Annotated in this window: 24 protein-coding genes; all 24 read left to right on the top strand. The window is 60.8% G+C overall.

Annotated features, from left to right (window positions below; genetic code table 11):
- Window positions 1-30: 30 nt before the first annotated feature.
- The 24 genes from flgG to TX23_RS02730 all read left to right on the top strand — a co-directional run bounded on the left by flgG (window position 31) and on the right by TX23_RS02730 (window position 26,596).
- Window positions 31-816 (top strand): flagellar basal-body rod protein FlgG, encoded by a 786-nt coding sequence (gene flgG / locus TX23_RS02845; protein ID WP_005790105.1) that lies wholly within the window; start codon window positions 31-33, stop codon window positions 814-816.
- A 53-nt stretch (window positions 817-869) separates the two neighbouring features.
- Entirely contained in the window at window positions 870-1,565 is a 696-nt protein-coding gene (gene flgH, locus TX23_RS02840) for a flagellar basal body L-ring protein FlgH (protein WP_057700922.1), read from the top strand.
- A 6-nt stretch (window positions 1,566-1,571) separates the two neighbouring features.
- Window positions 1,572-2,681 (top strand): flagellar basal body P-ring protein FlgI, encoded by a 1,110-nt coding sequence (locus tag TX23_RS02835; RefSeq protein ID WP_407071374.1) that lies wholly within the window; start codon window positions 1,572-1,574, stop codon window positions 2,679-2,681.
- A 4-nt stretch (window positions 2,682-2,685) separates the two neighbouring features.
- Window positions 2,686-3,951, top strand: coding sequence for a flagellar assembly peptidoglycan hydrolase FlgJ (flgJ, locus tag TX23_RS02830; protein WP_057700920.1), 1,266 nt, complete (start codon window positions 2,686-2,688; stop codon window positions 3,949-3,951).
- Window positions 3,952-3,961: 10 nt separating this feature from the next.
- The gene (flgK, locus tag TX23_RS02825; RefSeq protein WP_057700919.1) at window positions 3,962-6,007 is read left to right on the top strand and encodes a flagellar hook-associated protein FlgK; all 2,046 of its coding nucleotides are present in this window, start codon (window positions 3,962-3,964) and stop codon (window positions 6,005-6,007) included.
- Window positions 6,008-6,021: 14 nt separating this feature from the next.
- On the top strand, window positions 6,022-7,632 hold the full coding sequence (locus TX23_RS02820) for a flagellar hook-associated protein 3 (RefSeq protein ID WP_057700918.1): 1,611 nt from the start codon (window positions 6,022-6,024) through the stop codon (window positions 7,630-7,632).
- Between the two features lie 276 nt (window positions 7,633-7,908).
- Window positions 7,909-8,838, top strand: a complete 930-nt coding sequence (locus tag TX23_RS02815) for a ketoacyl-ACP synthase III (protein ID WP_057700917.1) — start codon at window positions 7,909-7,911, stop codon at window positions 8,836-8,838.
- A 401-nt stretch (window positions 8,839-9,239) separates the two neighbouring features.
- Window positions 9,240-10,961 carry a flagellin N-terminal helical domain-containing protein gene (locus tag TX23_RS02810; RefSeq protein ID WP_057700916.1) on the top strand — a complete coding sequence of 574 codons (1,722 nt, stop codon included), beginning with the start codon at window positions 9,240-9,242 and terminating at the stop codon, window positions 10,959-10,961.
- 76 nt (window positions 10,962-11,037) lie between these two features.
- Window positions 11,038-11,385, top strand: a complete 348-nt coding sequence (locus TX23_RS02805) for a flagellar protein FlaG (RefSeq protein ID WP_057700915.1) — start codon at window positions 11,038-11,040, stop codon at window positions 11,383-11,385.
- An 83-nt stretch (window positions 11,386-11,468) separates the two neighbouring features.
- Window positions 11,469-12,836 (top strand): flagellar filament capping protein FliD, encoded by a 1,368-nt coding sequence (fliD, locus tag TX23_RS02800; RefSeq protein ID WP_057700914.1) that lies wholly within the window; start codon window positions 11,469-11,471, stop codon window positions 12,834-12,836.
- A gap of 129 nt (window positions 12,837-12,965) precedes the next feature.
- Window positions 12,966-13,355, top strand: a complete 390-nt coding sequence (fliS, locus tag TX23_RS02795) for a flagellar export chaperone FliS (RefSeq protein WP_020302689.1) — start codon at window positions 12,966-12,968, stop codon at window positions 13,353-13,355.
- A 25-nt stretch (window positions 13,356-13,380) separates the two neighbouring features.
- Window positions 13,381-13,677, top strand: coding sequence for a hypothetical protein (locus tag TX23_RS02790; RefSeq protein WP_014719354.1), 297 nt, complete (start codon window positions 13,381-13,383; stop codon window positions 13,675-13,677).
- A 169-nt stretch (window positions 13,678-13,846) separates the two neighbouring features.
- Window positions 13,847-15,319 (top strand): sigma-54 dependent transcriptional regulator, encoded by a 1,473-nt coding sequence (locus TX23_RS02785; RefSeq protein ID WP_057700913.1) that lies wholly within the window; start codon window positions 13,847-13,849, stop codon window positions 15,317-15,319.
- Window positions 15,320-15,429: 110 nt separating this feature from the next.
- Window positions 15,430-16,641, top strand: a complete 1,212-nt coding sequence (locus tag TX23_RS02780) for a sensor histidine kinase (protein WP_057700912.1) — start codon at window positions 15,430-15,432, stop codon at window positions 16,639-16,641.
- 7 nt (window positions 16,642-16,648) lie between these two features.
- The gene (locus tag TX23_RS02775) at window positions 16,649-18,025 is read left to right on the top strand and encodes a sigma-54-dependent transcriptional regulator (RefSeq protein ID WP_057701136.1); all 1,377 of its coding nucleotides are present in this window, start codon (window positions 16,649-16,651) and stop codon (window positions 18,023-18,025) included.
- A gap of 274 nt (window positions 18,026-18,299) precedes the next feature.
- Window positions 18,300-18,629 carry a flagellar hook-basal body complex protein FliE gene (gene fliE, locus TX23_RS02770; protein WP_005790083.1) on the top strand — a complete coding sequence of 110 codons (330 nt, stop codon included), beginning with the start codon at window positions 18,300-18,302 and terminating at the stop codon, window positions 18,627-18,629.
- A gap of 16 nt (window positions 18,630-18,645) precedes the next feature.
- On the top strand, window positions 18,646-20,421 hold the full coding sequence (fliF, locus tag TX23_RS02765; RefSeq protein WP_057700911.1) for a flagellar basal-body MS-ring/collar protein FliF: 1,776 nt from the start codon (window positions 18,646-18,648) through the stop codon (window positions 20,419-20,421).
- Entirely contained in the window at window positions 20,414-21,430 is a 1,017-nt protein-coding gene (gene fliG / locus TX23_RS02760; RefSeq protein WP_003192957.1) for a flagellar motor switch protein FliG, read from the top strand. Before fliF ends, fliG begins: the two co-directional genes overlap by 8 nt.
- Window positions 21,431-21,440: 10 nt before the next feature.
- Window positions 21,441-22,205: a flagellar assembly protein FliH gene (gene fliH / locus TX23_RS02755; RefSeq protein WP_057700910.1), complete on the top strand. Its 765-nt coding sequence runs from the start codon at window positions 21,441-21,443 to the stop codon at window positions 22,203-22,205.
- A complete protein-coding gene (gene fliI, locus TX23_RS02750; RefSeq protein ID WP_057700909.1) occupies window positions 22,195-23,553 on the top strand; it encodes a flagellar protein export ATPase FliI in 1,359 nt (452 codons plus the stop codon). Before fliH ends, fliI begins: the two co-directional genes overlap by 11 nt.
- 3 nt (window positions 23,554-23,556) lie before the next feature.
- Window positions 23,557-24,006 carry a flagellar export protein FliJ gene (fliJ, locus tag TX23_RS02745; protein WP_057700908.1) on the top strand — a complete coding sequence of 150 codons (450 nt, stop codon included), beginning with the start codon at window positions 23,557-23,559 and terminating at the stop codon, window positions 24,004-24,006.
- A 185-nt stretch (window positions 24,007-24,191) separates the two neighbouring features.
- A complete protein-coding gene (locus TX23_RS02740; protein WP_057700907.1) occupies window positions 24,192-24,497 on the top strand; it encodes an STAS domain-containing protein in 306 nt (101 codons plus the stop codon).
- On the top strand, window positions 24,494-26,212 hold the full coding sequence (locus TX23_RS02735; RefSeq protein ID WP_057700906.1) for an ATP-binding SpoIIE family protein phosphatase: 1,719 nt from the start codon (window positions 24,494-24,496) through the stop codon (window positions 26,210-26,212). Before TX23_RS02740 ends, TX23_RS02735 begins: the two co-directional genes overlap by 4 nt.
- A 30-nt stretch (window positions 26,213-26,242) precedes the next feature.
- Window positions 26,243-26,596, top strand: a complete 354-nt coding sequence (locus TX23_RS02730) for an Hpt domain-containing protein (RefSeq protein WP_057700905.1) — start codon at window positions 26,243-26,245, stop codon at window positions 26,594-26,596.
- Window positions 26,597-26,696 lie beyond the last annotated feature (100 nt).

Here is a 26,696-nt window from a genome sequence, read left to right as displayed (position 1 = left end):
CCAACCACCCGGCGCACGAAGGAGAACAGCATGCTTCCGGCTCTATGGGTTGCCAAGACAGGCCTGTCCGCCCAGGACACCAACCTGACCACCATTTCCAACAACCTGGCGAACGTGTCGACCACGGGTTTCAAGCGTGATCGCGCCGAGTTCCAGGACCTGCTCTATCAGATCAAGAAGCAGCCCGGCGCCCAATCCACCCAGGACAGCGAATTGCCGTCGGGTCTGCAATTGGGTACCGGTGTGCAGATCGTCGGCACCCAGAAAAACTTCAGCGCCGGTAACCTGCAGCAAACCGGGCAGCCGCTGGACATGGCCATCAATGGCCGTGGTTTCTTCCAGATCCTGCAACCGGATGGGACTACCTCCTACACCCGCGACGGTACGTTCCACCTGGACTCCAACGGCCAGATCGTCACCGCCAACGGTTTCGCCCTGGAGCCTGCCGTGGTGGTTCCGGCGGATGCCAAGACCTTCACCGTCGGCAACGACGGCACCGTGTCGATCACTGTGGCCGGCAACCCGGCGTCGCAAGTGATCGGCAACCTGCAAACCGCCGATTTCATCAACCCGGCCGGCCTGCAAGCGATGGGCAACAACCTGTTCCTGGAAACCGCCTCCAGCGGCGCGCCGCAAATCGGCACCCCGGGCCTGAACGGGTTTGGCACCACCCTGCAAAGCACCCTGGAAACCTCCAACGTCAGCACCGTTGAGGAGATGGTCAACATGATCACCACCCAGCGCGCCTACGAGATGAACTCCAAGGTGATTTCCACCGCCGACCAGATGCTCTCGTTCGTCACGCAGAATCTGTAATCACGTCTATGGGGCGCTTTTGACGGCGCCTGCAACACCATGAGGTAAGGGTCATGAATCGCTATGTTTCCGTTTTGGCATTGAGTGGGATCGCCGTGCTTGCGGGCTGTGTCGCCCCTACGCCAAAGCCCAATGACCCGTACTACGCGCCGGTGTTGCCCCGCACGCCGTTGCCGGCGGCGGCCAATAACGGCTCGATCTACCAGGCCGGTTTCGAACAGAACCTCTACAGCGACCGCAAGGCCTTCCGGGTCGGTGACATCATCACCATCACCCTCAACGAGAAGACCCAGGCCAGCAAGAACGCCAACTCGCAGATCGGCAAGAACAGCAAGACCAGCATTGGCCTGACCTCGCTGTTTGGCGGTGGCCTGAACACCAACAACCCGCTGGGCAGTGGGGACCTGAGCCTGGACGCCGGTTACAGCGGCGACCGTGCCACCAACGGCAAAAGTGCGGCGGGGCAGGGCAACAGCCTGACCGGTTCGATCACCGTGACCGTGGCCGACGTATTGCCCAACGGCATCATCGCCATCCGCGGTGAAAAGTGGATGACCCTCAACACCGGCGACGAGCTGGTGCGCATTGCCGGCATGGTCCGTGCCGATGATATTTCCACCGACAACACTGTGCCGTCGACGCGTATTGCCGATGCGCGCATCACCTACTCGGGGACGGGTTCGTTTGCTGATGCAAGCCAGCCGGGCTGGTTCGATCGTTTCTTCCTTAGCCCGCTGTTCCCTTTCTAGGTGGCCATTTTGAATTTCAAACAGCTGATGGCGACGGCACTCCTGCTGGCCTTGAGCGCCGTGGCCCAGGCCGAGCGACTCAAAGACATCGCCAGTATTTCCGGCGTGCGCTCCAACCAGTTGATCGGCTACGGCCTGGTGGTGGGGCTCAATGGCACGGGTGACCAGACCACCCAAACGCCGTTCACCCTGCAGACCTTCAACAACATGCTCTCGCAGTTCGGTATCAAGGTGCCGCCAGGCTCGGGCAACGTGCAGTTGAAGAACGTCGCCGCAGTGTCGATCAGTGCCGATTTGCCGCCGTTCTCCAAGCCGGGCCAGGTGGTGGACATCACCGTTTCGTCCATGGGCAACTCCAAAAGCCTGCGTGGCGGCACCTTGCTGATGACACCGCTCAAAGGTATCGACGGCAACGTCTACGCCATCGCCCAGGGCAACCTGGTGGTGGGCGGGTTTGACGCTGAAGGCCGCGACGGTTCGAAGATCACTGTCAACGTACCGTCGGCCGGGCGCATTCCCGGTGGCGCCACGGTTGAACGCACCGTGCCGAGCGGTTTCAACCAGGGCAACAGCCTGACCCTGAACCTTAACCGCTCCGACTTCACCACCGCCAAGCGCGTGGTCGACAAGATCAACGACATGCTCGGCCCTGGCGTGGCCCAGGCCATCGACGGCGGTTCGATTCGCGTCACTGCGCCACTGGACCCAAGCCAGCGTGTGGACTACCTGTCGATCCTGGAGAACCTGGAGGTCGATCCAGGCCAGGCCGTGGCGAAAGTCATCATCAACTCGCGTACCGGCACCATCGTGATTGGCCAGAACGTCAAGGTCTCGCCGGCGGCGGTGACCCACGGCAGCCTGACGGTGACCATCACCGAAGACCCGATCGTCAGTCAGCCTGGCCCGTTGTCCAATGGCCAGACCGCCGTGGTCCCACGCTCGCGGGTCAATGCCCAGCAAGAAGCCAAGCCGATGTTCAAATTCGGCCCCGGTACCACGCTGGACGAGATCGTCCGTGCGGTGAATCAGGTGGGCGCAGCGCCCGGCGACTTGATGGCCATCCTCGAAGCTTTGAAACAGGCCGGCGCCTTGCAAGCCGACCTGATCGTGATCTGAGGCCATGGCCATGGATATGCGCAAGAGCGGCATCAGCAGCACGGCAGACTCGGGGTCTTACTCCGACCTGAACCGGCTTAACCAGCTCAAAGTCGGTGACGACAAGAACAGCGAAGGCAACATGCGCAAGGTGGCGCAGGAGTTCGAATCGCTGTTTTTGAACGAGATGCTCAAGTCCATGCGCTCGGCCACCGATGCCCTGGGCAAGGACAACCCGTTGAATACGCCGGCGGCCAAGCAGTACCAGGAAATGTACGACCAGCAGCTGGCGGTATCGATGTCCCGCGAGGGCGGTGGTATCGGCCTGGCGGACGTGCTGATGCGCCAGATGCAAAAGAACAAACCGGTAGAGGCCCAGGCCGCCACCTTGCAAGGCCCGGCGGCGGATGCGCCGGTGAAGAAAGTCGATGTGCCGACCGAGATTGCCGCCGGTACCCAGGCCGAAGGCCCGTTGGGGCGCTCCAATGGGCAGCGCCCATTGTGGGCCTATCGCGTGGCGGAGCCGCAGGCAGGCGCCGTTGCGTCCCACAGCAACGACATGGAGCTGATGAATCAGCGCCGTATCGCCTTGCCCAGCAAGCTGACCGACCGTTTGCTTGCCGGCATCGTGCCCAGCACCCAGGTCGAGGCCAAGGCCGCGCCGCTGCGCAACAGCGCCGCCGATGACAACGTCATCAACAGCAGTGCGCGCACCTTTGCCGTACCCAGCGGGCGCATGCAGGTGTATGGCCGAGCCATTGCCCAGCCACCGCTGGCACCGGCCAAGAAAGCCTTCAGTTCCCAGGATGAGTTCGTCGCCACCATGCTGCCGATGGCCAAGGCCGCCGCCGCACGGATTGGCATCGACCCCAAATACCTGGTGGCCCAGGCGGCGTTGGAAACCGGCTGGGGCAAATCGGTCATGCGTGCCGAAGACGGCAGCAGCAGCCACAACCTGTTCGGCATCAAGGCCGGCCAGAGTTGGCAGGGCGGTCAGGCCCGCGCGATCACCAGCGAGTTTCGCGATGGGGCGATGGTCAAGGAAACGGCGCAGTTCCGCTCCTACAGCTCCTACCAGGACAGCTTCCACGACCTCGTGACCTTGCTGCAAAGCCATGATCGCTATAAAGAAGTTGTGAAATCAGCCGACAACCCGGAACAGTTTGTACGCGAGTTGCAAAAAGCCGGTTATGCAACCGACCCGGATTACGCCAGCAAGATTTCGCAGATCGCAAAAACCATGAACAGTTACCAGAACTACGCTGCCGCTGGCGCAACCACACATTTATAAGGTCTGAACCATGAGTTTGCTCAGTATCGGGATGTCAGGGCTCAACGCCGCTCAAGGATCGCTATCGGTCTTGAGTAACAACATCGCCAACGTGAACACCCCGGGGTATTCGCGTCAGCAGACCACGCAAAATACCAACGCGTCGAACCCGTTTGGCGGCGTGTTCATCGGCACTGGCACCACCCTGGCCGACGTGCGCCGGGTGTACAACGAATACCTGGACACCGCCTACCAGAACAGCACGGCCCTGAACAACGATGCCAAGGCGTACCTGGATCAGGTCGGCGCCGTCGACAAAGTGCTGTCGGACAAAACCACCGGTCTGTCTTCGGTACTCAGCTCGTTCTTCGCCACCCTGCAAACCGCAGCGTCCAACCCCAGCGACCTGTCGGCCCGCCAACTGCTGGTGACCAACGCCCAGACCCTGAGCAGCCGTTTCAACGCGATCTCGACGCAGTTGACCCAGCAGAAAGAGACCATCAACAACCAATTGGGCAGCATGAGCGAACAAGTCAATCAATTGACTGCCTCGATTGCCTCGCTCAACAAGCAGATCACCCAAGTGCAGGGGGCATCGGGCAATGCACCGGCCAACCTGCTGGACTCGCGTAACGAGGCAGTGCGCTCGCTCAATCAGTTGATCGGCGTCACGGCCACCGAGAAGAACGGCCAGTTCAGCGTGACCACCGGCAGCGGCCAGTCGCTGGTGGAAGGCGGGATTTCCAACACGATTTCGGCGGTGCCGAGCAAAACCGATAACAGCCAGTACACCATCCAGCTCGACATGAACGGTACCGCTCTCGACCTGGGCGGTGTGATCAGTGGCGGCAGCATCGGTGGCCTGCTGCGTTATCGCAGTGATGCCCTGATGCCGGCCATCAACGACCTGGGCCGTATCGCCATCGCGACCGCAGACACCATCAATAGCCAACTGGGCCAAGGCCTGGACCTCAATGGTGACTTCGGCGTTTCGCTGTTCAAAGACATCAACAGTGCCGCCGCCATTGCTTCGCGCAGCCAGGGTGCTTCGGGCAACAGTGCCGGGTCAGGCAACCTGAACGTGACAATCAAGGACAGCAGCCAGTTGTCCACGTTTGACTACACCGTGACCTTCAGCGACAAGACCGACCCCAACAAGGTCACGGTACTGCGCTCGGACGGCAAGGCCATGGGCACCTTTGACATGGGCTCCACGCCGCCGCCGACCATGGATGGCTTTACCCTGGCGCTGGATGGCAAGGGCACCATGGCGTATGGCGACAGTTTCAAGGTCAGCCCGACCGCCACCGGCGCAAGCGGTATTGGTGTGGCGCTCACCGATGCGAACAAGCTGGCGTTTGCCGGCCCGTTGAAGGGTACCAGCAGCACGACCAACAGCGGCACGGGCACGTTTACCCAGCCATCGTTGACGGCGCCGCTGGATATCCATGGCGGCACCGACACCGCACAACTGCGCGCCGGTATTGAAAACTCGATGCCGGTGAAGATGGTATTCGGCAAGCCCGCCGCCGACGGCACGCAGTCCTATACGATCAGCGACTCCAAGGGCAACCCGATCGGCACGGGCTCGATCATCCCGGGGCAGGGCAACAAGATCACCGTCGACGTGCCGATGCGCGACGCCAGCGGCGCAGCCATCCCCGGCAAGAGCTTCAAGTTCGACACCACCGTCAATGGCTCCCCGGCAGACGGCGACAGCACCACCTTCGCCTTCAACAGTGGCGGCAAATCCGATGGTCGCAATGCCCAGGAGCTGCTGAACCTGCAAACCAAGGCCACCGTCGGCATGGGCGAGGGCAATGGCGGCACCAGCCTGGTGGGGGCCAACAGCAAGCTGGTCTCCACGGTCGGCGCCAAGGCCAGCCAGGCCGGGGTCGACAGCGCCGCCACCGGTGCGTTGCTGAGCGCCAATAAAGATGCGCGCAACTCGGTGTCCGGGGTCAACCTGGATGACGAAGCGGGTGACATGATCAAGTTCCAGCAGTACTACACCGCGTCGTCGCAGATCATCAAGGCTGCGCAAGAAACCTTCACCACACTGATGAATGCTCTTTAAGGGAGGCTGGGACGATGCGTATTTCTACACAGCAGTATTTCGAGACCAGCTCTGCCAAGTACCAGAGTAACTATTCCAGCGTGGTCAAGGCCCAGGACCAGGCCAGCACCGGTATCCGTGTGCAAACCGCTGCAGATGATCCGGTGGCGGCGGCGCGGCTGCTGATGCTGCAACAGCAGAAAGACATGCTGGCTCAGTTCAATGGCAACATCAGCACGCTGAAAAACTCGCTGACCACCCAGGACGGCGTGCTGGAAAATATCAATATCGCGATTCAAAGGGCCAGTGAGTTGGCGCTCAAGGCGGGTAACGTCGGCATCAGCGACGCTGACCGCAAGTCGACCGCCGCCGAAATTGGCGCCATTGAAGACCAGGTCCTGGGCCTGCTCAATACCAAGGACGCCAGCGGTAATTACCTGTTCTCCGGGAGCAAGACCGACACACCTCCCTACACCCGCAACAATGACGGCACCTACAGCTACCAGGGCGATGACACGCCGTTGAGCCTGAAGATTGCGGAAAACCTGTCGGTTGCCATGGGCAACACCGCCAAGAGTATGCTGGAAAGCTCGGCGAATACGGGCCGTACGCAAACGGCACCGATCCTCGTGCCGCCAGCGGTCGATGATGGCAAGGTCACCGTGTCTGCCGGGCTGATCGCGGCCAACACCAGCTATAACAGCAGTTTTTCCGACGGCCAGCCGTATAAGCTGACCTTCACCAGCAGCACCCAATATGTCGTAACGGACAATGCCGGCAAGGACATCACCTCGGAGATTCCGGGCAACGGCACCTTCGATGCCACCAAGGAAGGCGGTTCGAGTATCAATCTGCGCGGGGTCAAGTTCGACATCGGTTTGAACCTGGGCAAAGACGCCCTGGGCAAAGATATACTGCCCGGCGCGCCGTCGGACGCTATCGTCAAGGATCGCGAGTTCAGCCTGTCGGTCAAGCCGGACACTTTCAGCGTTTCGCGCACCCCGAGCAATTCGTCCACTGCCCAATTGAGCGGCGGCACGGTGAGCGATCCGGCGGCTTACGCCAGCACCTTTCCCAACTCGGGTGTCGTCGTCAAGTTCGGCGCGGCCGGTGCCTATGACCTATATGCGCAACCCTATACCGCAGACAGCAAATCCATCGCCAGCGGCACTCTGGCAGCTGGCGCAACCTCAATCACGGCGGCAGGGGTGACCTTCGATGTCACCACCGCACCGGCGCCCGCAGCCGGCGACCAGTTTTCGATCAGTGCCACCAGCAACAAGAACGAGAACGTCCTCGACACCCTGAGCCACTTGCGCAAAATCCTGGAAACGCCGTCAGACGGCAACCCGGCGGCGCAGAAGGAACTCAAGGATGTGGTGGCCAAGTCCATTGGCAACCTGACCAATGCCTACAGCCAGATCGACCAGGCACGCGGCTCCCTGGGCGCGCGCCTCAATGGCCTGGATATTCAGTCCAAGGAAAACATCAGCCTGGACCTGGCCAATACCACCACCATGAATGACCTGGGTAATGTCGACTTCGCCGAAGCCGCCATCAACCTGAGCTTGCAGCAAACCATGCTGCAAGCCTCGCAGTTGGCCTTTGTGAAAATCTCGCAGCTGAGTCTGTTCAACAAGATGTAATCGGCGCTGTGCACGACGGCCCAGCCTGGAAACAGGCTGGGCCGTCGTCGTTTGCGGGGCCAAATTGTTGAAAGGTTTTGCATAAACCACGCACAATTGAGTGACCTGTGAGTCATAAAGCGCATCTTCACTGTATCGTGTGAAAAGGATAAGTCGTCACAGGGCCTTCATCGGGCGGCTTTCAGCGGGATTTTTATGGGGTTATCCCCTTTATTGTCAGCACTTCCGGCATAGCCCGAGGGGTGTTCTCCAGCTATTTAGTATTGGGAAGCCACAATGATTGGCATAAAAAGCATCGCCAGTTACGTGCCGGCGGACGGGATCGATAACTACGCCCAGGGTGCCAAGTTCGCCAAGGATGAAGAATTCATCATCGGCAAGATCGGTTCGGCGTTCCTGCCGCGCAAGGAAGCGGCACAGGAAACCTCGGATCTGTGTGTCGAGGCGGTCAACGCCTTGTTTGCCAACAACCCGCAATTGAAGCGCGAGTCCATCGACGCGCTGATCGTCGTCACCCAGAACGGCGATGAAGAGGGCCTGCCTCACACCGCCGCCATCGTGCAGGACAAACTGGGCCTGCCAACCCACGTTGCCGCGTTCGACATCTCGCTGGGCTGCTCCGGCTACGTCTACGGCATCTACGCGATGAAGGGCTTCATGGAAGCCGCGGGCCTTAAAAACGGCCTGCTGATTACCGCAGACCCGTACTCCAAGATCGTCGACCCGGAAGACCGCAACACCACCATGCTGTTCGGCGATGCCGCCACCGCCACCTGGATGGGCGTAGACGCGCCGTGGTTGCTCGGCAAGTCCAAGTTCGGCACCGACGGTTCCGGCGCGCCCCACCTGAAGGTCAGCGACGGCGTGTTCTTCATGAACGGCCGCCAGGTGTTCAACTTCGCTTTGCTCAAAGTGCCGGCGCACTTGCACGAGCTGCTCGCCGAGTCGGACCTCAAGGCCGATGACATCGATGCGTTCTGCATCCATCAGGGCAGCGCGGCCATCGTCGATGCCGTGGCACGCCGTTTTGAAGAGGCGCCGGTGGACAAGTTCATCAAGGACATGGTCGAGACCGGCAACACCGTGTCGTCGAGCATCCCGCTGCTGCTGGAAAAGCACGTGATGGACGCCACCTGGAAGCGCGTGGCCATCAGTGGTTTTGGCGTGGGCCTGTCGTGGGGCTCGGCGATTCTCTATCGTCCGTGATGCTTTAGCCGCTGCACAAAAAAACGCCGATGATCCCACGATCATCGGCGTTTTTTTTGCGTCCCCCTGTAGGAGCGAGCTTGCTCGCGAAGAACGTTAACGATAACGCGGGCATTCAGAATGCACGCGGCGTTCTCAGGTTCTTCGCGAGCAAGCTCGCTCCTACAAGGGGGGGGCTGTCTTGAAGGCGAAGTTTTGGCGCCAGTAACCCGTGATTGCGGGCGTTTCACGCCTCTATAAGCCCTTGAAATACAAGGGCTGGCACAGGGCTACTAAAAAAAATCAAAAAAATCCTCAAGCAACCGGCTACCACGACGATAACTATTACGTAGGTTCTCTAGGCCACACCCGGCGGTCGCCAGGGCCGGAAGCCGCAGTATCCAAATCACGAGGATTTCGTCATGGCATTATCAGTAAACACCAACATCACCTCCCTGGGTGTCCAGAAGAACCTGAACAAAGCTTCCGACGCTCTGAGCCAGTCGATGAACCGTCTGTCCTCCGGCCTGAAAATCAACAGCGCCAAAGACGACGCTGCCGGCATGCAGATCGCCAACCGTCTGAACAACCAGGTCAAAGGCCTGAACGTTGCCATCGCCAACGCCAACAACGGCGTGTCGATTGCCCAGACCGCTGAAGGCGCGATGCAAGAATCCACCAACACCCTGCAGCGTCTGCGTGAACTCGCCCTGCAAGCGGCCAACGGTGATAAAAGCGACGCTGACCGTGTTTCCCTGCAGCAAGAATTCACCGCTAAAGTGGGCGAGCTGAACCGTATCGCCAGCACCACCACCTTCGGTGGTCGTAACCTGCTCGACGGCTCGTTCAACAACGTAGCGTTCCAGATCGGCGCCAACGCCAACGAGACTATCTCGTTCGGTATGACCGACATCAGCTCGACTGCGCTGAAGGGTAACTACAAAGAAGCGGCTGTAGACGGTGCCGCGATGAAAGGCCTGGCAGCCACTGCTACTGGTTCGGTGCTGGGTGACAAGGCTTCTAAAACTGGTACAGCAGCTACAGCAATTGTTGCAGGCGACGCATTCACCATCAATGGTGTGACTATCAACCTGACCGCTGCAGCTGCAGGCGCAGCTGGTGGTACCTCTGCAGTTGCAGATATCAACGCTAAGACCGCTGAAACTGGTGTTACTGCAAGTACGGATGCTGCCGGTGTTGTGACGCTGTCTTCCAAGAGCGATATCACTTTGGCGCTTGCTGGCGGTACTGCCACTGACGGTCTCGCCAAACTTGGCCTTGGTGCTCCTGGCACTACCGCAGCTGTAGCAACTACTGGCGCAAGCGCCATGGGTGCGGCAGGTGCAGTGTCTGTTAACGGCAATGCCGTTACTTGGACTAACACTGACACTCTGACCAGCGTATTGACCAAGCTGACTACCGCTGCCGGCGGTGCTGCTAACGGTGCTTCCGCTACTTTCGCTGACGGTCGTGTCAAGCTGACCTCGGGTGACGGCGCAGATATCAAGCTGGCCAACACCACCAGCGGTTCTCTGTCGCAGTTGGGCCTTTCGGCTGGTACTACCCAAGCCAAACTGACCGCTGATACTTCGATCGACGTGAACGGCGTTGAAGTCAAATTCAAGAAGGGCGACACCTCTGACGCCATTGTTGCTTCGATCAACAGCGCCAGCACCGGTGTTCAAGCCAGCAAAAACGCTGACGGTACCCTGAACCTGTTTGCTGACAAAGACATCACCATCAAGGATGGTAGCGCCGGTACTGGCCTGGCTGCATTGGGTCTGACCGCTGTAGCTGCGGCCGGCACTAAGTCCGCCGTCACCATGGAAACCAGCGTTTCCGACCTGAGCATCCTGACTGCCGCTTCTTCGCAGCAGGCCATCCAGGCTCTGGACGATGCCATGCAGCAAATCGACAGCCAGCGTTCGCAGCTGGGTGCCGTACAAAACCGCTTCGCCAGCACCGTGGCCAACCTGCAGAGCATTTCGCAGAACTCCTCCGCTGCCAAAGGCCGCGTAGAAGACGCTGACTTCGCTTCTGAAGCCGCTGAGCTGACCAAGCAACAAACCCTGCAACAGGCTTCCACTGCGATCCTGTCCCAGGCCAACCAACTGCCATCGTCTGTTCTGAAGCTGCTTCAGTAATAGCGCTAGCGGTTAAATAACGGGAGGGTGCGTTTAACAACGTGCCCTTCCGTTTTTTCAGTTTGGAGGTGGTGACATGGACATGAGCATCAAGCTGACCTCGTCTTACCCCGCAGCCCCGGCCCCGGCCAACCTTGGCGCAGTGGTGTCCCAGGCCAAGCCTGTGGCCAGCAATGAGCCGATCAAAAGTGAAGAGCCTCAGCGCGTGGCGCTGGAAAAGGCTGTTACCGATATGCGTGAGTTTGTGCAGGCTTCACAGCGCAACCTGGATTTTTCCATCGATGACTCCACCGGCAAGGTAGTGGTCAAGGTGATCGCCACCGACAGTGGTGAAGTGATTCGACAGATTCCATCGGAGACCGCGCTGAAATTGGCGCAGAACCTGAGCGATGCCGGCAGCCTGCTGTTTGATAGCAAGGCTTGAGTTGGCACGAAACATGTTTCTGATTGCGGTCTAAGCGTTCAAGCGCCAAAAAAACGGCCGCCGCAGGACAAGGAGAATGACAAATGGCTAGTTCAACGATTTCCGGCCCTGGTTCGGGCTACGACACCCAGGCTATCGTCAAGGCGTTGGTCGGTGCCGAGCAGGCACCCAAGCAGGCTCAGATCACCAACGAGCAGAAAAAAGCCACCGTGCAGTTGTCTGCCGTGGGCTCGGTCAAGACGGCGTTGGAAGCCTACCAGGCGGCGATCACCAAGTTGAACAATGCCTCGGCCTTCAACGGGCTGGCGGCGACTTCTTCGGAAGAGAAAAACGCCAAGGTCACCCTGACCGACGGTGCGTCCAGCGGCAAGTACCTGTTGAAGATCGCCAACCTTGCGACTGCCTCGAAAGTCACCACGGCGGTGAACGCGGATGGCGCGTCGGGCAAGGCCAACAGCACCGACGAGGACCAGACGCTGACCATCAACCAGTCGGGCAAAAGCTACGACGTGGTGATCCCCGGCGGCGCAACCCTGCAACAGGTGCGCGAGTCCATCAATACTCAGCTGTCGTCCCAAGGCATCAGTGCCAACGTACTGAGTGACTCCAACGGCGCGCGGCTGGTACTGACTTCGACCACCATGGGCGAGGGCACCGACATCACCCTCAGCGGTGATTCGCAACTGGCTACCGGGTACGACAAAGGCACGCCGCCGACCAACGCCAAGTACTCCATCGACGGCATTGAAATGTCATCGAACAGCAACAAGATCACCTCCGCGATCAGCGGCGTGACCCTGGACCTGTTGGACACGGTAGACATCACCAAGCCGACCACCATCACCGTGGCCAGCAACACCGACACCCTGAAAACCTCGGTGCAGTCCTTCGTCAGCGCCTACAACACGCTGATGACGGCGATCAACACCCAGACCAAAGTCACCGCCACCGGCGATGCCTCCACCACCACCGCTGGTGCCTTGACCGGCGATGCGTCAATGCGTCAGTTGGTCAACAGCCTGCGCTCCGAGCTGGTCAACGGCTCCGGTGCGGGCACCATGACCAGCCTGGCGCAGATGGGCATCACCACCGACCAGAAAACCGGTCTGCTGAGCCTGGATGACAAAACCTGGGACAAGGCTGTGGTCAAGGGTGCTGGCGATATTGCCAAGCTGTTCACTGGCGACACTGGTTTGATCACGCGCATGAACAAGGCGACCAAGAGCTACGTGGGCACCACCGGCACCCTGGCGACCCGGGCGACCGATCTCAACAACAAGTTGACCGACTTGACCAAAGAGACCGACGACCTGACGCGGCGCATGGATGCCTTGCAGAAGTCCCTGACCGCCAAGTACACGGCGATGGACACCATGATCGCGCAGATCAACGCCAGCAGCTCCAGTATCCTGACCACTCTCAACTCGTTGAACAATCCGAAGTCGAACTGATAAACGGTGTGTGCAGGGCCCTATTTTGAGGGCCCTGGCGCAGGGTGCTGGATTAAAGTTTTGGTTGTCACGGTCGAAAAACTGGTTAAGCAAACCTATTCGATTGTCGCCCAGTTACGAGGTAGCAACATGAACCCAATGAGAGCCCTTCGTCAGTACCAGAAGGTCAACGCCCACGCTCAAGTCTCCGAAGCCAGCCCGCATCGTCTGGTGCAAATGCTGATGGAAGGTGGCCTTGATCGCATGGCGCAGGCCAAGGGTGCGTTGAGCCGCGGGGACATCGCGCAAAAAGGCCTGATGCTGGGCAAGGCGATCGAAATCATTTCCGGCCTGCGCGATGGCCTGGAGCCGGAGAAAGCCGAAGATCCGGCCGCGATCCAGCGTCTGGATGCCCTGTACAACTACATGGGCAATCGCTTGGTCGAGGCCAATCGCGTCAACGACGCCGAGATGATCGACGAAGTCGCCCGCCTGCTGATCACCGTCAAGACCGGCTGGGATGCCATCGCTCCACAATAAGGCCGATCGCCTTGAGGGACACATCATGAGCCATGCACTGCAACGCATCGACGAGACCCGCGAAGCCCTTCTCGGCGCGCTGGCCGAGCGCAATTGGGAAGCTGTGGGCGAGTTGGACCTGGGTTGCCGCGCGGTGATTGATGAGGTGCTCAGTGAGGCACCGGTAGACGAGGGCGCATTGCGCGAGAAGCTGGAAAGTTTGTTGGTGGTGTACCAGCAGTTGCTGGAGGTGACGACCGGCGAGCGCCAGGCGATTTTCGAAGAGATGTCGCAGATCAACCAAGCGAAAAATGCGTCAAAGGTTTACCATCTGTTCGGTTGAACGGGCGCAGTTAATCCGCACGGCGCGTCATATATTTGACTGTGCCAGCATTTTTGACTTAACTAGTGCTGTTTTCAGATTTCAGACGTCTAGTAGGTAACAAATCTTACAGACGTCTAGATTGCCCTCATTCCGGGGCAGGAAGTTTTACTAGGGAAGTTGCTATTGCATGTGGCGTGAAACCAAAATTCTGCTGATCGATGACGATAGCGTCCGCCGCCGCGATTTAGCGGTGATTTTAAATTTTCTTGGTGAAGAAAATTTACCCTGCGCCAGCCACGATTGGCAGCAGGCAGTCAGCTCGTTGGCATCGAGCCGTGAAGTCATTTGTGTGTTGATCGGGACGGTAAACGCTCCTGGCGCAGTTCTGGGCTTGTTAAAGACACTGTCAACCTGGGATGAGTTCCTTCCGGTGTTGCTGATGGGCGATATTTCTTCTGTGGACCTGCCGGAAGACCAGCGCCGCCGCGTGCTTTCCACCCTGGAAATGCCGCCCAGCTACAGCAAATTGCTCGATTCGCTGCACCGTGCCCAGGTCTATCGCGAGATGTACGACCAGGCCCGCGAGCGCGGCCGTCACCGTGAACCCAACCTGTTTCGCAGCCTCGTCGGCACCAGCCGGGCGATCCAGCATGTGCGCCAGATGATGCAGCAAGTGGCCGACACCGACGCCAGTGTGCTGATCCTCGGTGAGTCGGGCACCGGCAAGGAAGTGGTGGCGCGCAACCTGCACTATCACTCCAAGCGTCGCGACGGACCTTTTGTACCGGTCAACTGCGGGGCGATCCCGGCAGAGCTGCTGGAAAGCGAATTGTTCGGCCACGAGAAGGGCGCCTTTACCGGGGCGATCACCAGTCGTGCCGGGCGCTTTGAGCTGGCCAATGGCGGCACCCTGTTCCTTGACGAAATTGGCGACATGCCGTTGCCGATGCAGGTCAAGTTGCTGCGCGTGTTGCAGGAGCGCACCTTCGAACGCGTGGGCAGCAACAAGACCCAAAGCGTGGACGTGCGCATCATTGCCGCGACCCACAAGAACCTCGAAAGCATGATCGAGGTCGGCAGCTTCCGCGAAGACCTGTACTACCGCCTCAATGTATTCCCTATCGAGATGGCCCCGCTGCGCGAGCGCGTGGAAGACATCCCGTTGCTGATGAACGAACTGATCTCGCGCATGGAGCACGAAAAGCGCGGCTCCATTCGCTTCAACTCCGCGGCAATCATGTCCCTGTGCCGCCACGGCTGGCCGGGCAACGTCCGCGAGCTGGCCAACCTGGTGGAGCGCATGGCGATCATGCATCCGTACGGGGTGATCGGCGTGGTCGAACTGCCGAAGAAATTCCGCTACGTCGATGATGAAGACGAGCAACTGGACAGCCTGCGCAGTGATATGGAAGAGCGCGTGGCCATCAACGGTCATACCCCGGACTTTGGTGCCACCGCCATGCTGCCGCCCGAAGGCCTTGACCTTAAGGACTACCTCGGCAACCTGGAACAGGGGTTGATTCAGCAGGCCCTGGACGATGCCCATGGCATCGTTGCCCGAGCCGCCGAGCGTCTGCGCATCCGTCGCACCACCCTGGTGGAGAAGATGCGCAAGTACGGTATGAGCCGCAAAGAAGGTGATGAACAGGCGGATGATTGACGCCTGTTTTTCAAGCCGCTGATTTATCAGCGGTTTTTTTTCGGCACGGGTATTGCTACAGCCCTCGCAACGTTCCGTTTAACTGACGGTCAGCCAAGCGAGAGAGCATCATGCCCCACGCCGCCCAACTATCTTCGGCCCCTGCCATCCAGGGGCTGGTTTCGCCTGTAGAACCGCCGACCCGCCAGGGCCTGGAACAGGCGTTCTCGCAGTTCAGCCAGATGTCGAGCCAACTGACCGACTCCTACAGCCTGCTTGAGGCGCGGGTGTCTGAGCTCAAGGGCGAGCTGGCGGTGGTCAGCGCCCAGCGTATGCAGGAGCTGGCGGAAAAAGAACGCCTGGCCAACCGTCTGCAAAACCTGTTGGATCTGTTGCCCGGTGGCGTGATCGTCATCGATGATCAGGGCCGCGTGCGCGAAGCCAACCCGGCGGCCTGCGACCTGCTGGGCCTGCCGCTGGAAGGCGAGCTGTGGCGCCATGTCATCACCCGCTGCTTCGCGCCGCGAGAAGACGACGGCCACGAAGTCTCCCTCAAGGACGGGCGCCGCTTATCTATCGCCACTCGCTCACTGGACGCCGAGCCGGGCCAATTGGTGCTGCTCAATGACCTGACGCAAACCCGTCACCTGCAAGACCAGTTGGCCCGTCATGAGCGGTTGTCGTCGCTGGGCAGGATGGTCGCCTCGTTGGCGCATCAGATCCGTACGCCGTTGTCGGCGGCGTTGATCTACGCCAGTCATTTGACTGATGAGCAATTGCCCGTGGCCACCCAGCAACGCTTTGCCGGGCGCCTCAAGGAGCGCCTGCACGAATTGGAGCACCAGGTGCGCGACATGCTGGTGTTCGCCCGCGGCGAATTGCCGCTGACTGACCGCGTCACGCCTGCCGGGTTGATGCAGGCGCTGCAAGCGGCAGCGGCGACCCATGTGCAGGGCGCCAACCTGCGTTGGCAATGTGACAGCCATCAGGGCGAGTTGCTGTGCAATCGCGACACTCTGGTCGGCGCGCTGCTCAACCTGATCGAAAACGCCACCCAGGCCAGCGGCCCGGATGCGCGCCTCAAGGTGCACCTCTACACCCGCGAACAAACCCTGCGCCTGTGTATCAGCGACAGCGGCAGCGGCATCGACCCCCAGGTGCTGCAACGCCTGGGCGAACCGTTTTTTACCACCAAGACCAACGGCACCGGCCTGGGCCTGACCGTGGTCAAGGCAGTGGCACGCGCCCATCAGGGAGAATTGCAGTTGCGCTCCCGGTTGGGGCGCGGCACCTGTGCATTGATGACCTTGCCGCTGTTTTCCAGCGCGGCAAGCGCGGAGTAAAAGGATGATGGCTATCAAGGTTTTATTGGTGGAAGACGATCGCGCCCTGCGTGAAGCATTGGCTGACACGCTGCTGTTGGCGGGCCATGACTACTGCGCGGTCGGCTCTGCCGAGGAGGCCTTGGCGGCGGTTGAGCAGCAAGCCTTCAGCCTGGTGGTCAGCGATGTGAATATGCCCGGCATGGACGGCCACCAGTTGCTCGGCCTGTTGCGTGCGCGCCAGCCGCAACTGCCGGTGCTGCTGATGACCGCCCATGGCGCCGTGGAGCGGGCGGTGGACGCCATGCGCCAGGGGGCGGCGGATTACCTGGTCAAGCCGTTCGAGCCCAAGGCGCTGATCGAACTGGTGGCCCGACATGCTCTGGGCGTAGCGTCGGCGGGCGAGGGCGATGGCCCGATTGCCTTTGAACCGGCCAGCGCGCAATTGCTGGAACTGGCCGCGCGGGTGGCGCGCAGTGATTCCACTGTGCTGATTTCCGGCGAGTCCGGCACCGGTAAAGAAGTGCTGGCGCGTTACATCCATCAGCAGTCCAGCCGTGCCCTGCAACCGTTCATTGCGATCAACTGCGCGGCGATCCCCGACAACATGCTCGAAGCCACGTTGTTTGGCCATGAAAAGGGCTCGTTTACCGGCGCCATTGCGGCCCAGGCCGGCAAATTCGAACAGGCCGACGGCGGCACCATCCTGCTCGACGAAATCTCGGAAATGCCCCTGGGCCTGCAAGCCAAGTTGCTGCGCGTGTTGCAGGAGCGTGAAGTGGAGCGCGTGGGGGCACGCAAGCCGATCCAGCTGGATATTCGCGTGGTTGCCACCACCAACCGCGACCTGGCGGGCGAAGTGGCGGCGGGGCGCTTCCGTGAAGACTTGTTCTACCGGCTCTCGGTGTTCCCCCTGGCCTGGCGCCCATTGCGCGAGCGCCCGGCGGATATCATTCCGTTGGCCGAGCGCCTGCTGGGCAACCACGTCAAAAAAATGAAGCACGCCCAGGCGCGGTTGTCGCCCGAGGCCCAGGCGTGCCTGCTCAGCTATCCGTGGCCGGGCAATGTGCGCGAGCTGGACAATGCCATCCAGCGTGCGCTGATTTTGCAGCAAGGCGGTTTGATCCAGCCGCAGGATTTCTGCCTGGCCATGGGCAATGGCGCTGCGCCGTTGCCGAGCCTGGCCCCCGCCCCTGTGGTTGCCGAGGCAGAATCAGCCGGTGCCTTGGGCGATGACCTGCGTCGCCGGGAATTCCAGATGATCATCGACACCCTGCGCGCCGAGCGCGGGCGCCGCAAAGAAGCGGCCGAGCGCCTGGGCATCAGCCCGCGCACCTTGCGCTACAAGCTGGCGCAGATGCGCGATGCCGGCATGGATGTGGAAGCCTATCTTTTCGCCACATGACCAATGCTCTGTGTAGGAGCGAGCTTGCTCGCGAAGAACCCATAGGCGCCGCGGGCATTCTGGAAGCACGCGTTATCGTTGGCGTTTTTCGCGAGCAAGCTCGCTCCTACAAAAAACCGTGCGGTAAGAAGGGCCGAAAACGTGCGGTAACAAGTTCGACAAGCTTTGTCGCCTTTTCTTACGAGTTGTCACAGAGCTGGCACCCTTGTTGCTACCACCCCTGGTAACCGCTGCGTAGTGTCAAAAAATTGCGGGTCGTCGGAGAGAGAAGGTCATGAGCCAGGGTATTGAGTTCAATCGGTTGATGTTGGATATGCGCGCCATGCAAATGGATGCCATGGCTCAACCGAAATCCGTCGCGCCAGCGCCGGAATTGGGCCAAAGCAGTTTTGCCGACATGCTCGGTCAGGCAATCAATAAAGTCAGTGATACCCAGCAGGCCTCCAGCCAGTTGGCGACGGCGTTCGAGATCGGTAAAAGCGGCGTGGACCTCACCGATGTGATGGTCGCTTCGCAAAAGGCCAGTGTGTCCTTCCAGGCCTTGACTCAAGTGCGTAACAAGCTGGTTCAGGCTTATCAAGACATCATGCAGATGCCGGTTTAAGGGCGAGATTTAAGTCATGGCAGAAGCAGTCTCCGACAACCTCCCCGCCAAGGCAGACGGCAAGCCGCCGTTGTTTGGCCTGTCGTTCCTGGAAAACCTCTCGCAAATGACCATGCTGCGTCAGGTGGGCCTGATGGTGGGCCTGGCAGCCAGCGTGGCGATTGGTTTTGCCGTGGTGCTGTGGTCGCAGCAACCCGATTACCGCCCCCTGTATGGCAGCCTGTCGGGCATGGATTCCAAGCAGATCATGGAAACCCTCGCCGCTGCCGACATCGCCTACACCGTGGAGCCCAACTCCGGCGCCTTGCTGGTCAAGGCCGATGACGTAGCTCGCGCACGCATGAAATTGGCCGCCGCGGGTGTGGCGCCGTCCGACAGCAACATCGGTTTCGAGATTCTCGACAAAGACCAGGGCCTGGGCACCAGCCAGTTCATGGAAGCCACCCGTTATCGCCGTGGCCTGGAAGGCGAACTGGCGCGTACCATTTCCAGCCTCAATAACGTCAAGGCTGCCCGCGTACACCTGGCGATTCCGAAGAGCTCGGTGTTCGTGCGCGACGAACGCAAGCCCAGCGCCTCGGTACTGGTCGAACTCTTTGCCGGCCGCTCCCTGGAGCCTGGCCAGGTACTGGCGATCGTCAACCTGGTGGCAACCAGCGTTCCCGAATTGAGCAAGTCGCAAATTACTGTGGTGGACCAGAAGGGCAACCTGCTCTCCGACATGGCCGAAAACTCCGCGCTGACCCAGGCCGGCAAGCAGTTCGACTACAGCCGCCGCATGGAAAGCATGCTCACCCAGCGTGTACACAACATTCTGCAACCGGTGCTGGGCAACGACCGCTACAAGGCTGAAGTCTCCGCCGATGTGGATTTCAGCGCCGTCGAATCCACCTCCGAGCAGTTCAACCCGGACCAGCCGGCCCTGCGCAGCGAGCAGTCCACCAGCGAACAACGCACCGCCAGCAATGGCCCCCAAGGTGTGCCTGGCGCCCTGAGCAACCAGCCACCGGCGCCGGCCTCGGCACCGCAGACCACCGGTGGCGCTGCCGCTACCGCTGGCGCGATCCAGCCTGGTCAGCCGCTGTTGGATGCCAACGGCCAGCAGATCATGGACCCGGCCACCGGCCAGCCGATGCTCGCACCGTATCCTGCGGACAAGCGTAACCAGTCCACCAAGAACTTCGAACTCGACCGTTCCATCAGCCACACCAAGCAGCAACAGGGCAAGATCAATCGCCTGTCGGTGTCGGTAGTGGTCGATGATCAGGTCAAGGTCAACGCAGCCGATGGCGCCGTGACCCGCGCGCCCTGGACCGCCGATGAATTGGCGCGCTTCACCCGCCTGGTGCAGGACGCCGTTGGTTTCGATGCCAGCCGTGGCGACAGCGTCAGCGTGATCAACATGCCGTTCTCAGCCGAGCGCGGTGAAGTGATCGCCGATCCGGCGTTCTACACCCAGCCGTGGTTCTGGGACATCGTCAAACAAGTGCTGGGCGTGTTGTTCATCCTGGTGCTGGTGTTTGGCGTGCTGCGCCCGGTGCTCAACAACATCACCGGTGGCGGCAAGAAGCAACTGGCACTGGCCGGTGGCGACGTCGAGTTGGGTGGCATGGGCGGCCTGGATGGCGAACTGGCCAACGACCGCGTCAGCCTCGGCGGCCCGCAAAGCATCCTGTTGCCAAGCCCGAGCGAAGGCTATGACGCTCAGTTGAACGCAATCAAGAGTTTGGTGGCAGAAGACCCGGGCCGTGTGGCCCAGGTCGTGAAAGAGTGGATTAACGCAGATGAATGATCGAGCCGCTGTGGCCAAGCTGTCCCGGGTCGACAAAGCCGCCGTGTTGCTGCTGTCCCTGGGTGAAACCGACGCTGCCCAAGTGTTGCGCCACATGGGCCCCAAAGAGGTCCAGCGTGTCGGCGTGGCCATGGCGCAGATGCGCAATGTGCACCGCGAGCAAGTCGAGCAGGTGATGAGCGAGTTCGTCGAGATCGTCGGCGACCAGACCAGCCTGGGCGTCGGCTCCGACAGCTACATTCGCAAGATGCTTACCTCGGCGCTGGGCGAAGACAAGGCCAACGGCCTGATTGACCGCATCCTGCTGGGTGGCAACACCAGCGGCCTGGACAGCCTCAAGTGGATGGAACCACGCGCGGTGGCGGACGTGATCCGCTATGAGCACCCGCAGATCCAGGCGATCGTGGTGGCCTACCTCGACCCGGACCAGGCCGGTGAAGTGCTTGGCCACTTCGACCATAAAGTGCGCCTGGACATCATCCTGCGCGTGTCGTCGCTCAACACCGTGCAACCGGCGGCGCTCAAGGAACTCAACACGATTCTGGAGAAGCAGTTCTCCGGCAACTCGAATGCCTCGCGCACCACCCTGGGTGGCATCAAGCGCGCGGCCGACATCATGAACTTCCTCGACAGTTCGGTCGAAGGCCAGTTGATGGACTCGATCCGCGAGATCGACGACACCCTGTCCGGCCAGATCGAAGACCTGATGTTCGTGTTCAACAACCTGGCCGATGTCGATGACCGTGGCATCCAGGCGCTGCTGCGCGAAGTGTCCTCGGACGTGCTGGTGCTGGCCCTCAAGGGCTCGGACGAAAACGTCAAAGAGAAGATCTTCAAAAACATGTCCAAGCGTGCGTCTGAATTGCTTCGCGACGACCTGGAAGCCAAGGGCCCGGTGCGCGTCAGCGACGTGGAAACCGCGCAGAAGGAAATCCTCACCATTGCCCGCCGTATGGCCGAAGCCGGAGAAATCGTTCTCGGCGGGAAGGGCGGCGAAGAAATGATCTAAGGCGCCCTGCATGTCGAACAAAGATGAGACGCCCAGCGATCTGATTCGCGCGCGGGATGTCGGCGGGTTCGACATCTGGTCGTTGCCCAGCTTCGACCCCCATGTGCCCGAGCCCGAGCCAGAGCCGGTCGAAGAGCTGCCGGTGGAGATGGAAGAAGTACCGCTGGATGAAGTGCAGCCACTGACCCTCGAAGAACTCGAAGCCATTCGCCAGGAAGCCTACAACGAAGGCTTTGCGGCGGGCGAGAAAGACGGTTTTCGCAGCACCACCCTCAAGGTCCGCCAGGAAGCCGAGGCAGCGCTGGGCACCAAGCTGGCTAGCCTGGAACGGCTGATGGGCCACCTGTTCGACCCGATTGCCGAACAGGACACCCAGCTGGAGAAATCCATGGTCGGCCTGGTGCAGCATATTGCCCGTCAGGTGATCCAGCGTGAATTGGTGCTGGACTCCAGCCAGATCGAAAGCGTGATGCGTGAAGCCCTCAAGCTGCTGCCCCTGGGCGTCGGCAATGTGCGGCTGTACATCAACCCGCAGGATTTCGAGCAGGTCAAAGCCTTGCGCGAGCGTCATGAAGAAACCTGGCGCATCGTCGAGGATGCCGCGTTGCAGCCCGGTGGCTGCCGCGTTGAAACCGAACACAGCCGCATCGATGCCACGGTGGAAACCCGCATCAGCCAGATCATGGCCAAATTGTTGGATCAACTGCATGAGCAAGCCCTGCACCCGGCAGCGCCTGACGTGAGCGTGGACCTGGACGCCCCCGATGCGCCTTGATCGCACCAGCTTCGCCAAGCGCCTGGGCAGCTACGCCGAGGTGACCGAGTTGCCCGGCCAGCCGATCCTTGAAGGACGCTTGTTGCGCATGGTCGGCCTGACCCTTGAAGCCGAGGGCCTGCGCGCCGCCATGGGCAGCCGCTGCCTGGTGATCAACGACGACAGCTACCACCCGGTGCAGGTCGAAGCCGAAGTGATGGGCTTTTCCGGCAGCAAGATTTTCCTGATGCCGGTCGGCAGCCTGGCCGGTATCGCCCCCGGTGCGCGGGTGGTACCGCTGGCCGACACCGGCCGCTTGCCGATGGGCATGAGTATGCTCGGCCGCGTCCTCGACGGTGCCGGGCGTGCCCTGGATGGCAAGGGTGGCATGAAGGCCGAGGACTGGGTGCCGATGGACGGCCCCACCATCAACCCGCTCAACCGCAACCCCATCAGCGTGCCGCTGGACGTGGGCATTCGCAGCATCAACGGTTTATTGACGGTCGGTCGCGGCCAGCGTCTAGGGCTGTTTGCCGGTACCGGTGTAGGTAAGTCGGTATTGCTGGGCATGATGACGCGCTTTACCGAGGCCGACATTATCGTGGTCGGGCTGATCGGCGAGCGGGGCCGTGAGGTCAAGGAGTTCATCGAGCACAGCCTCGGTGAAGAAGGGCTCAAGCGCTCGGTGGTGGTGGCGTCGCCTGCGGACGATGCGCCCTTGATGCGCCTGCGCGCGGCGATGTACTGCACACGCATCGCCGAGTATTTCCGCGACAAGGGCAAGAATGTGCTGTTGTTGATGGACTCGCTGACGCGTTTTGCCCAGGCCCAGCGAGAGATCGCCCTGGCCATCGGTGAGCCGCCCGCCACCAAAGGCTATCCGCCATCGGTGTTTGCCAAGCTGCCCAAGCTGGTGGAGCGCGCCGGTAATGCCGAGGCCGGCGGTGGCTCGATCACAGCGTTTTATACGGTGTTGTCCGAAGGCGACGACCAGCAGGACCCGATTGCCGACTCGGCGCGGGGCGTGCTCGACGGCCACATTGTGCTGTCGCGACGCCTGGCCGAAGAAGGGCACTACCCGGCCATCGACATCGAAGCGTCCATCAGCCGGGTGATGCCGGCGGTGGTCACCCCTGAGCATATGGCGCGGGCCCAGCAGTTCAAGCAGCTGTGGTCGCGTTACCAGCAGAGCCGCGACCTGATCAGTGTCGGCGCCTATGTGGCCGGCGGCGACCGCGACACCGACCTGGCCATCGCCTTGCAACCGCAGTTGGTGACCTACCTGCGCCAGGGGCTCAATGACAAGATCAGCATGGGCGAAAGCGAAGCGCATCTGCAGTCGATCTTCGCCCCCGCGCCAGGCGGTTAAGTCATGGCCAATAGCCGCGCCGCGCGCTTGGCCCCGGTGGTGGACATGGCCGAAAAAGCCGAGAAAACCGCCGTGCAACGCCTGGGCTATTTTCAAGGCCAGGTGCGCCTGGCCGAAAGCAAGCTGGGCGACCTGGAGCGCTTTCGCCTGGAGTACCAGCAGCAGTGGATCGAGCGTGGCAGCAAGGGCGTGTCGGGCCAGTGGCTGATGGGGTATCAAGGCTTTCTCAATCAGCTTGAAACAGCCGTCGGCCAACAGCGCCAGAGCCTGGCCTGGCACCAGAACAACCTCGATAAAGCCCGGGAGAGCTGGCAACAGGCGTTTGCCCGGGTCGAGGGGCTGCGCAAGCTGGTGCAGCGCTATATCGACGAAGCGCGGGCGATCGAAGATAAACGCGAGCAAAAACTGCTCGATGAATTGTCCCAACGCCTTCCCCGCCAGGAACAGTTCTAACCGGCACCACAAATCCAGTGTGGGAGCTGGCTTGCCTGCGAAAGCGGAGGTTCAGTTAAAGATTCAGTGGCTGACACGCTGCCATCGCAGGCAAGCCAGCTCCCACAGTCGATTGACTGTGTTGCTCAGATGCGGTTCAGCTGCTACACCTTGTTGCACAGTGCCAATGACAAGGAAGCCGTCACATGCTCATAGCGTCAGAAGTATCCCTGGATGGGAAGAAGTTGACGATCGCAATCAAGGGCCGGTTCGATTTCGGCAGTCACCATGCGTTTCGGGAGTCCTACGAGCGTTTCTACAAGGTGCCCGAGGTCTACGTGGTGGACTTGAAAGAAGCCACCTACATGGACAGCTCCGCCCTGGGTATGCTCCTGCTGCTGCGTGACCATGCCGGTGGTGATAAAGCCCAAGTGCAGGTGATCAACAGCAACTCCGATGTGCGCAAGATCCTCGCCATCTCCAACTTCGACAAACTGTTCCACATCCGTTGAGCGCCTTGGCCCCGGTCCTTGAGGCACTGACTATCCTGATCGCCGAAGACAGCGCCGCCGACCGCCTGTTGCTGGCGAGCATCATCCGCCGTCAGGGCCATCAGGTGCTGACTGCCAGCAATGGTGCCGAGGCCGTAGAGGTCTTCAGTCGTGAGCGTCCGCAACTGGTGTTGATGGATGCGCTGATGCCGGTGATGGACGGCTTTGAAGCCGCACGGCAGATCAAGCAACTGGCGGGGGAGGCGCTGGTGCCGATCATCTTCCTCACCTCCCTGCGCGAAAGCCAGGCGCTGGCCCAATGCCTGGATGCCGGCGGCGATGACTTCCTGCCCAAGCCTTACAACCCGCTGATATTGGCGGCGAAGATCAACGCCATGGATCGCCTGCGCCGCCTGCAAGCCACGGTATTGCAACAGCGCGACCTGATCGCCAGGCACCACGAGCACCTGATGCATGAGCAGCGGGCAGCCAAGGCGGTGTTCGACAAGGTTGCCCACTCCGGTTGTATCAATGCGGCGCCCAATATCCGCTACCTGCAATCGCCCTATGCATTGTTCAACGGTGATTTGTTGTTGGCGGCCTATACGCCGTCCGGCGATATGCATGTGCTGCTCGGCGATTTCACCGGCCATGGCCTTCCGGCCGCCATCGGCGCCATGCCACTTGCCGAAGTGTTCTACGGCATGACCGCCAAGGGCTACGGCCTGACGCAGACGCTGCGGGAAATGAACGCCAAGCTCAAACGCATCCTGCCGGTGGACATGTTCTGTTGCGCCACCTTGTTGTGCCTGAGTGCTCAGCGCCGTGCAGTCGAGGTGTGGAACGGCGGTATGCCTGAAGGCTATGTGCATGAGGTGGCCACCGGCAAGCGCACGCCGCTGATGTCGCGGCATCTGCCCCTGGGCGTGCTGTCGGCGGAAAGCTTCGATGACAGCACCGAGGTCTGGCCCATGGCCCTGGGCGACCGGGTGTTCCTGCTCTCCGACGGCGTGCTGGATACTGCTGACGCCAATGATCAACTGTTCGGCGCCGAGCGGTTGCAGCAAGTGTTCGCCGCCAACCGCGAGCCCGACCGTCTATTTGAGGATATCGAGCAGGCGCTGGCGGCGTTTCGCGGGCGCGCGCGTGATGACGTCAGCATGGTCGAGATCACCTTGCTGTCCGGCCAGGCGCCGCGGGTGGCCGAGCCGATGTATGCCGACAGCGGCCAGTCATGCCCGCTGGATTGGTCGGTGAGTTTCGAGTTTCGCGCTCAGACGCTGCAGCGCTACAACCCGTTGCCGTACCTGCTGCAACTGCTGCTGGAGATCCATGGGCTGCGCGAGCAGAGCGGGGCGCTCTACAGCGTGATGGCCGAGTTGTATTCCAACGCCCTGGAGCATGGTGTGCTGGGCCTGGACTCACGGCTCAAGCGCGATGCGCAAGGTTTTGCGCAGTATTATCATCAGCGCAATGAGCGTCTGGCGCAGCTGAGCAGTGGGTACGTGCGCGTGGATGTGCAGGTGGTACCGACCGACAGGGGCGGCAAGTTGACCTTGTGTGTCGAAGACAGCGGGCCGGGTTTTGACGTCGAGCAGGAGCTGGCAAGGCCCCTGGATATTGACCGTCTGTCTGGGCGAGGCTTGAACCTGGTGCGTCAACTAAGCAGCGTTGTACGCTGGTCTGAAGGCGGGCGCCGTGTCTGCGTAGAGTTTTGCTGGGAAGCTCTGGCATAATCCGCCGATTCTTGATCAAGGAGCGAGCAAGTGGCTGAGATTCATCTGGACCCCGACGTGTTGTCGGACTTGCAGGAAGTCATGGAGAGCGAGTACCCGACGTTGCTCGACACCTTCCTCGATGACTCGCAAAAACGTGTCGAAGAATTGCGTAAGGCCGGGGCTGACGCCAAGGCGTTGGGGCGCATTGCCCATAGCTTCAAAGGCAGCAGCGGCAACCTTGGGGCGGTGCGGTTGGCGCAGTTGTGTCAGCTTCTGGAGACCGAGGCCGTTGAGGCTGCGTCGGACCTGGGCGCGCTGGTGGATCAGATTGATCATGAGTTTGCGCTGGTCAAGCCGCTTTACGAGTGTAGGAGCGAGCTTGCTCGCGAAAAACGTCAATGATAACGCGTGCTTTCTGGGTAAATGCACTGCCTTTGGGGGCTTCGCGAGCAAGCTCGCTCCTACTTTGAATCTGATATTCCAGGTACTTTGCAAACCTGGC

This window comes from Pseudomonas paralactis (assembly GCF_001439735.1).
GTDB lineage: Bacteria > Pseudomonadota > Gammaproteobacteria > Pseudomonadales > Pseudomonadaceae > Aquipseudomonas > Aquipseudomonas paralactis.
The sequence above is the reverse complement of the archived record's forward strand: the minus strand, read 5'-3'. Positions and strand labels throughout refer to the sequence as shown.